This is a genomic window from Methylobacterium symbioticum, assembly GCF_902141845.1.
Taxonomy (GTDB): Bacteria; Pseudomonadota; Alphaproteobacteria; order Rhizobiales; family Beijerinckiaceae; genus Methylobacterium; species Methylobacterium symbioticum.
Map to the genome: position 1 here is coordinate 19,166 of NZ_CABFPH010000071.1, position 7,903 is coordinate 27,068.

The 7,903-nt window shown below is 72.5% G+C and carries 8 protein-coding genes; 6 read left to right on the top strand and 2 right to left on the bottom strand.

Annotated elements, in window-relative coordinates; all coding sequences use genetic code 11:
- Positions 1–93: 93 nt before the first annotated feature.
- Entirely contained in the window at positions 94–738 is a 645-nt protein-coding gene (locus tag MET9862_RS20275; protein ID WP_142584684.1) for a DUF1134 domain-containing protein, read from the bottom strand.
- Between the two features lie 124 nt (positions 739–862).
- Here MET9862_RS20275 and MET9862_RS20280 point away from each other — a divergent pair, with 124 nt between their 5' ends.
- The gene (locus tag MET9862_RS20280) at positions 863–1,312 is read left to right on the top strand and encodes a YHS domain-containing (seleno)protein (protein ID WP_142584685.1); all 450 of its coding nucleotides are present in this window, start codon (positions 863–865) and stop codon (positions 1,310–1,312) included.
- Between the two features lie 12 nt (positions 1,313–1,324).
- Here the strand turns inward: MET9862_RS20280 and MET9862_RS20285 are convergent, their stop codons facing one another.
- On the bottom strand, positions 1,325–2,185 hold the full coding sequence (locus MET9862_RS20285) for a 3'(2'),5'-bisphosphate nucleotidase CysQ family protein (RefSeq protein ID WP_142584686.1): 861 nt from the start codon (positions 2,183–2,185) through the stop codon (positions 1,325–1,327).
- Positions 2,186–2,402: 217 nt separating this feature from the next.
- On the opposite strand from MET9862_RS20285, the gene chpT reads away from it, so the two are divergent.
- The 5 genes from chpT to MET9862_RS20310 form a co-directional block, all read left to right on the top strand.
- Entirely contained in the window at positions 2,403–3,128 is a 726-nt protein-coding gene (gene chpT, locus MET9862_RS20290) for a histidine phosphotransferase ChpT (RefSeq protein ID WP_142584687.1), read from the top strand.
- A gap of 337 nt (positions 3,129–3,465) precedes the next feature.
- Positions 3,466–6,177 carry a hybrid sensor histidine kinase/response regulator gene (locus tag MET9862_RS20295; protein ID WP_142584688.1) on the top strand — a complete coding sequence of 904 codons (2,712 nt, stop codon included), beginning with the start codon at positions 3,466–3,468 and terminating at the stop codon, positions 6,175–6,177.
- Between the two features lie 35 nt (positions 6,178–6,212).
- Positions 6,213–6,746 (top strand): chemotaxis protein CheW, encoded by a 534-nt coding sequence (locus tag MET9862_RS20300; RefSeq protein ID WP_142584689.1) that lies wholly within the window; start codon positions 6,213–6,215, stop codon positions 6,744–6,746.
- Positions 6,747–6,762: 16 nt separating this feature from the next.
- Entirely contained in the window at positions 6,763–7,143 is a 381-nt protein-coding gene (locus tag MET9862_RS20305) for a response regulator (protein ID WP_142584690.1), read from the top strand.
- 214 nt (positions 7,144–7,357) lie between these two features.
- Positions 7,358–7,903, top strand: a 546-nt coding sequence (locus MET9862_RS20310) for a response regulator (RefSeq protein WP_142584691.1), incomplete at its 3' end; no start/stop codon positions are given.

Below are 7,903 nucleotides of genomic sequence, written 5' to 3' on the forward strand. Positions count from 1 at the left end.
GGACCCGGCATTGTAGCCGAAGCTCGAGTGTCCGGGCCACCCCGCCCCGCGCACGGCGCCGCGGCGGGTGGGCGCGGCGGGCTGGCGGTCCCGTCAGAACGGGTTCCAGGTCGGCTGCGCGGTGAACTTCAGATAGCCGACATTGATGCCGAGCCGCGCGCCGACTCCGCTGCGGATCGGCACGACCACGACGCCGTCATTCGTCACCGCCGTCATGCCGAAGCCGCCGATGAAGTAGGCGGATCCGTCGATGCCCCCGAAGCGGCGGTAGAGGCCGCGCACGGAGGGGAGGTTGTAGACGAGCATCATGGTGCGCGCCCCGTCCCCGCCCACGTCGAAGCCGAGCGACGGGCCCTGCCAGTAGACCCGCCGGCTTCCGGCGTTGCGGGTGTAGAGCGTGCCCTCGCCGTAGCGGAGGCCGCCGACGATCGCGCCGCCCGCTTCCTGGCCGAGGATGTAGCCGTTCGGCTCGCCCCAGCGCCGGGTCGCCTCCTCCACGGTCAGGGCGAGGCCGCGGGAGACCGAGCCGAAGAAGCGGTGACCGTTGTCGACGATCTCGCCGGGGCGGAAATTGTCCGGTAGGGCGCCGTCGTCGCCGGGGCGCGCCTCGGCGGTGCCGCCGATGCAGAAGCCGGCCGCCAGCGCCGCGAGCCCGGCGAGGGCGTCGCGGCGGGATCCGCGCTGCGACCCGTGCAGGGTCTTGCGCCGGGCGGCGCCGTGATGGTCTCGTGCCGTCATTGTCCTCCTCCGGCGCGGGGCCCGCGGTTCAGGTCGAGCGGGTGGCTGACTCTCGCTCCGAAATTGCGGCAAACCGGCGATGGCCTGTCGCGACGTCCGGGCGGGCTGCCGGAGTAGAGCGACGATGTGGTTAACGCGCCGTAACGTCCTCGCCGTTGCCCTCGCTGCCGCGCGGCCGGCCGGGGCGGCGGACGGCCTGGCGCTGCGCGGCTTCGACGCGGTGAGCTACTTCCTGCCGGAGGGCCCGCAGGCGGGCTCGCCGGCCCACGAGCTTGCCTGGCGGGGCCGCGGCTGGCGCTTCGCGAGCGCCGCCAACCGCGCGGCCTTCGCCCGCGATCCGGAGGTCTACGCGCCGCGCCTCGGCGGTCACGATCCCGTGGGCGTGCTGGAGGGCCGCCTCGTGGATGCCGACCCCCTGGTCTTCGCGCGGCTCGAGGGCCGGCTCTACCTGTTCCGCGATTCGGACCGGCGCGACCGGCTGATCGAGCGCCTCGCCGGGGAGCCGGACCTGATCGCCCGGGCCGAGCGCCTGTGGCCGACGCTCGACCGCCTGCAGGACGGCGAGCCCGGCTGAGCGGGGCTGTGTCTAGCGCCGCGCCGGCAGGGTGAGGCGGGCGGAGAGGGCGGGATCGCCGAGGGCGGCGAAGGCGCCGTTGCGGTAGCCCTCGGACAGGCGCCCATAGGCCATGGGGTCGCCCGAGGGCGTCACCACCCGGCCGCCGGCCGCCGCGACGATATGGTCGCCGGCCGCCGTGTCCCATTCCAGGGTCGGGCCGCAGCGCACGTAGACACCCGCCCCGCCCGCCGCGACGAGGCCGAACTTCAGGGCCGAGCCGATGCTGCGCTGCTCGGCCAGCGGCAGGCGGGCGAGGCAGGCATCGGTCTCCGGGTCGCCGTGGCGCCGGCTGCCGAGGGCGACCAGCCCCTGGGCCGGGGCGCTGCGCGCCCGGATCGGGCGGCCGGGGCCGGGCCGGCCATCGGAGATCGCCGCCTCCTCGGCGCTCTCGCCCGCGTACCAGACGCGGCCGTGGCCAGGGGCCGCGAGCGCCGCGGCGATCGGGCGCGCGCCCTCGATCAGGGCGATGTTCACGGCGTAGTCCGGCGTCCCGGCCAGGAACTCGCGGGTCCCGTCGAGGGGATCAACCAGGAAGAAGCGTGGGGCGGGGGGCACGTCGCGGCAGGTCTCCTCGGCCACCACCGGGATGCCGGGAAAGCTCTCGGCGAGCGCGGCGATGATCAGCGCCTCGGCCTCGAGATCCGCGACGCTCGCGGGCGAGCCGTCCTCCTTGAAGCTGTGCGGGCAGTGGCCGCCATGGTGGCGGATCAGCACCGTGCCGGCCGCGCAGGCGATCTCGGCGAGCCGCCGGGCGATCCGTCCGCGCTCCGTGCCGGCCTCCGTGCTGACCTCAGCGCCGGCCTCTCCGCCGCATCCCCCCTCCGCCGTCATTGTCGCGCCCGTGCTTCCGTCGTCGTCCCGTCATGCCCGAGCCTCGTCCCGCTGTCGACCGCGCCCCCTCCGCGCCCCCTTCGCAGGCTCTCCGTCCGCCCTCACGGCGGCACCGGACGCGGCCGTAACGCTTTCCAAAGCGGGCGATGGGATCTATCCCCTCTGGCCCGCGGCCCGCGAGCCGAAGCCGGATCATCCGAAACGCCCGGAGCGTGCCATGACCACCGTGAACCTCGAAGCGCTCGATCTCTCCGCGCTGCTCTGCTCCCGCGTCTGCCACGACGTGATCAGTCCGGTCGGTGCCATCGTGAACGGGCTGGAGGTTCTGGAGGACGACCAGGACGAGTCGATGCGCGACTTCGCCCTCGACCTGATCCGCAAGAGCGCGCGCCAGGCCTCGGCGCGGCTGCAATTCGCCCGCATCGCCTTCGGCGCGGCCGGCTCGGCCGGGGCCTCGATCGACCTTGCCGATGCCGAGAAGGTGTCGCGCGGGATGTTCGCCGACGACAAGACCCAGCTCGCCTGGAGCGCGCCGCAGGCCCTGTTTCCCAAGAACAAGGTCAAACTGCTCCTCAACCTCGTGATGATCGCGACCCAGGCGATCCCGCGCGGCGGCCTGATCGACGTGACCGTCAGCGGCGACGGCGAGGCGCCGACCCTCCTGCTGACGGCCAAGGGCTCGCATGCCCGCATCCCGCCCCATGTGGAGGCGCTGATGGCCGGAACCTCCGAGACCGGCACGGTCGATGCCCACGGCATCCTCGCCTTCTATGCCGGCCTCGTGGCGCGGGCCGCCGGCATGGGCGTCACCTTCGCGATCGAGGGCGACACGGTCACGATCCGGGCCGAGCCCGCTCCCGCCGGGCAGCCCGCCGCAGAGGAACCCGCCGCCGCGCCGGCACCGCCCTCCGACGGCGATTCTCCGGATACGGCGCTGGCCTGAGGCCGGCTGCTGCCTGTGACTGTTTTCCGCGCAGGCCCCGCGAGCATTCGCCGGACCCCATGAAGGATTCGGCAAGGCTGACGGGCGGCGCGGGCCGCACCGGCTCTCCGCCAGCGGGCGCGGGCGCCGCCAAGCGGCGGAGGATCCATCCGCAAGGTCCTCTGCCGGCTCTCGTTTTCAGGGGGCGACGCGCAGGCGCGCGAGCCCGGATACGGCTCCCGGGCCGATCTTCCGCGTTTCGATGAATCGGAAACTGGCGAAACGCTTTCCTAACCTCGGTTCCTTACCGTGAGTACTCGAAGCGGCGCATGTGCGGCCCGTAGTTCGAGTACCGGCGATGGATGATCTGCTGCGAGAATTCCTGACCGAGAGCAGTGAGCATCTCGACACTGTCGATACCGAGTTGGTCCGGTTCGAGCAGGATCCGAACAACGAAACCATCCTGCGCAACATTTTCCGCCTGGTGCACACCATCAAGGGCACCTGCGGCTTCCTCGGCCTGCCCCGCCTCGAGGCGCTCGCGCACGCCGCCGAGACCCTGATGGGCCGCTTCCGCGACGGCCTGCCGGTCAGCGGCGCCTCGGTCAGCCTGATTCTCGCCACCCTCGACCGCCTGAAGGCGATCCTGGCCGACCTCGAGGTTGCCGGAACCGAGCCCGCCGGCTCCGATGCCGATCTGATCGAGGCGCTGGAGCAGATGGCCGCGGGCGAGGCGCCGGCGGCGGCGCCGGCCGCGCCCCCGCCGCCCCCGCTTCCGGCGATCGTCGAGCGCGAGCTGAAGCCCGGCGAGGTCAGCCTGGAGGATCTCGAGGCCGCCTTCCTCGCCGCGCCCGGCCCCGATGACGAGCCGGCGCCCGCACCGCTGCCTGTCCCCGTAGCCGTCGCGGCGGCCGCGCCCGTTCCCGCCCCGGTCGCGCCGGCCCGGCCGCCGGCACCCGTGGCGCAGAAGGCCGAGGCGCCGGCTGGCCAAGCTGCCGGCCCGGCCTCGGAGAGCGAGGGCCCGGCCAAGGTCCAGACGATCCGGGTCAACGTCGACACCCTCGAGCATCTGATGACCATGGTCTCGGAGCTGGTGCTGACCCGCAACCAGCTCCTCGAGATCGCCCGCCGCCACGAGGATTCGAGCTACAAGGTGCCGCTGCAGCGGCTCAGCCACGTCACCGCCGAGCTGCAGGAAGGCGTCATGAAGACGCGCATGCAGCCGATCGGCAATGCCTGGCAGAAGCTGCCGCGCGTGGTGCGCGACCTCTCGGCGGAACTCGGCAAGCAGATCGAGCTCGTCATGGTCGGCGCCGAGACCGAGCTCGACCGCCAGGTCCTCGACGTGATCAAGGATCCGCTCACCCACATGGTGCGCAACTCCGCCGATCACGGCCTGGAAGCCACCGCGGTGCGCGTGGCCGCCGGCAAGCCGGCCCGCGGCACGATCCGCCTCTCCGCCTATCACGAGGGCGGCACGATCACGATCGAGATCGCCGACGACGGCAAGGGCCTCGACCTGGCCGCCATCCGCCGCAAGGCGGTCGAGCGCGGCCTCGCGAGCCAGGCCGAGGTCGAGAAGATGACCGACGCGCAGGTCGCGAAGTTCATCTTCGATGCCGGCTTCTCGACGGCGGCGGCCATCACCTCGGTCTCGGGCCGGGGCGTGGGCATGGACGTGGTCAAGACCAATATCGAGACCATCGGCGGCGTCATCGACATCAACACCCAGGCCGGCCGCGGCACCACCTTCACCATCAAGATCCCGCTGACGCTCGCCATCGTGGCGGCGCTGATCGTGCGGGCCGGCGAGAGCCGCTTCGCCCTGCCGCAGGTGGCGGTGCTGGAACTGGTGCGGGTCGATCCGAGCGCCGCCCAGAAGATCGAGCGCATCAACGGCGCCCCCGTGCTGCGCCTGCGCGAGCGCCTTCTGCCGATCGTGACGCTGACCGGCCTGCTCGGCCAGGACGGCGGCGAGGCGGAGATCCAGTCCGGCTTCGTGGTGGTGGCCCAGGTCGGGCGCCAGCGCTTCGGCATCCTCGTCGACGAGGTCTTCCATACGGAGGAGATCGTCGTGAAGCCGATGTCGACGAAGCTGCGCCACCTGTCGCTGTTCGCCGGCAACACGATCCTCGGCGACGGCGCCGTGGTGCTGATCATCGATCCGAACGGCGTCGCCCGGCAGGTCAGCCAGAGCGCGCAGGCCGGCCAGATCCCGGTCGAGGCCGAGGCCGAGGAGGCCGAGATCGGCGAGGCCCGCACCACGCTCCTCGTGTTCAAGGGCGGCAACGGCGCCTTCAAGGCCGTCCCCCTCTCGCTGGTCACGCGCCTGGAGGAGATCGACGCGAGCAAGGTCGAGTGGCTCGGCGGACGCCCGCTGATCCAGTATCGCGGCCGCCTGATGCCGCTCGTCGTGGCCGACGAGGCGATCCAGATCCGCAACGAGGGCACGCAGGCCCTGGTGGTGTTCTCGGATGGCGACCGGGCGATGGGCCTGGTGGTCGACCAGATCGTCGACATCGTGGACGAGCGCCTCGACATCGAGATCGCGGCGGAGCGGTCGGACCTGATCGGCTCGGCGGTGCTGCGCGGCCGGGCGACCGACATCATCAACATCGCCCACTTCCTGCCGCTCGCCTACGACGACTGGGCGCGCGGGCCCCGCAAGGCCGCGGCCGCCAAGGCGCGGACCCTGCTGCTGGTCGATGACTCGGCCTTCTTCCGCGACATGCTCACCCCGGTCCTGAAGGCCGCGGGCTTCAGCGTGGTGGCGGCGTCGGGCGCCGAGCAGGCGCTGGCCATCCTCTCCGGCGAGACCCGCATCGACGTGGTGGTCGCCGACCTGGAGATGCCCGGCAAGGGCGGCTTCGAGCTCGTCGCCGAGATGCGCCGCGCGGGTGGGGCGCTCGCCGGCCTGCCGGTGGTGGCTCTGGCCGGCACCGTCGGTCCCGAGATGGTGGAGCGGGCGCGCCGCCTCGCCATCAGCGACCTCGTCGCGAAGTTCGACCGCAGCGGCCTCGTGGCGGCGCTCGCCGAGATCGAGGCCCCCGGCCTCGCCCAGGCCGCCTGAAACGCGATCCCGAGACACGGAAGACGAGGCGGATCATGCAGCACGCCAACAGCAACGGGGCCGCGGGCGCGGCCAAGGACGGCGCGAAGGACACGGGCGCGGTTCAGGAATTCGTGACGGTGTTCGTCGGCGAGACCATGTTCGGCCTCGCGATCAACCGGGTCCACGACGTCTTCATCCCCACCGGCATCACGCCGGTGCCGCTGGCGCCGCCGGAGATCGTGGGGCTGCTCAACCTGCGCGGGCGCGTCGTCACCGCGATCTGCCTGCGCCGTCGCCTCGGCATGAGCGCCGCCGCGGGCGCGGCGGGCCAGGCAACGGGCCAAGCCACGGGCATGGCGATCGGCCTCGAGCAGGGAGGCGAGACCTTCGGCCTCGTGGTCGACGGGGTCGGCGAGGTGCTCAAGCTCGGCGCCGAGACGCACGAGGCGGTGCCGATCAACCTCGATGCCCGCTGGCGCGATCTGGCGCTCGGCGTTCACCGCCTCGACGGGCGCCTGCTCGTCATCCTCGACGTGGACGGTCTCCTGGCCTTCGGGTCGGACCGGCCCTCGACGAAGGCCGCCTGAAGGACGGAGGTCGCTCATGAAGACCTGTCTCGTCGTTGACGATTCCGCGGTCATCCGCAAGGTCGCCCGCCGGATCGTCGAGGGGCTCGGGTTCTCGGTCGTCGAGGCCGAGGACGGTGCCGAGGGCCTGGAGCGCTGCCGCGAGGCGATGCCGGACGTGATCCTGCTCGACTGGAACATGCCGAACGTGGACGGCTACGCCTTCCTCCAGGCCCTGCGCCAGATGCCGGACGGCACCGAGCCGAAGATCCTGTTCTGCACCACCGAGAACGATGTCGGCGCCATCGCCCGCGCGCTGCGGGCGGGGGCGGACGAGTACATCATGAAGCCCTTCGACCGCGACATCCTGACGGCCAAGCTGGAGCAGGTCGGCATGCTCCACGCGAACGCCGCCTGACCCCGTTTCCGGCCGGTCGGACCGGGGACAGGATCAGGGAGTCCGTGCGGGCCTGTGAGCGACGCCCGGATCCGCCGTCCCGACGGGATCGGCCGGATCTGGACTGCTGGCTCCTCCGTCTCGGCCCTCCCGGACACGCGCTTCCGGACCTCCAGCGCCTGCCATCGACAGAGTCGGCCCCACGGCCGGCAGCCCCGTGACCGAGGCGTACCCCATGCTCGCAGCGTCCCCGCAGATCCCGCCCCGGCCGGTGCCGAAGCCTCTCGCGCCGTCCGCGGCCGGACCCGCGCCGGGACAGATCCGCGTTTTGATCGCCGACGATTCCGCCGTCGTGCGCGGTCTCGTCGCCCGCTGGATCGGCGAGGCCGGATTCAACGTGGTCGGCACCGCCTCGAACGGTCGCATCGCCCTCGAGATGATGGCCCGGCTCGACCCGGACGTGGTGCTCCTCGACATCGACATGCCGGAGCTCGACGGAACCGAGGCCCTGCCGCGCATGCTCGCGGCGAGCCCCTCGCTCCAGGTCGTGATGATGTCGACGCTGACGACGCGCAACGCCGACATCTCGCTGAAATGCCTCGCGCTCGGTGCCGTCGACTACCTCGCCAAGCCCGAGAGCAACCGCGGCGTCACCACCTCCGACGCCTTCCGCGCCGATCTGATCGAGCGCGTGCGCCTGTTCGGTGCCGTCCGCGCCCGCGGCCGCCGCCCGACGCCGCCCTCGGCCCCTGCCGCGAGCCCGGCCGCCACCGAGGCCGCC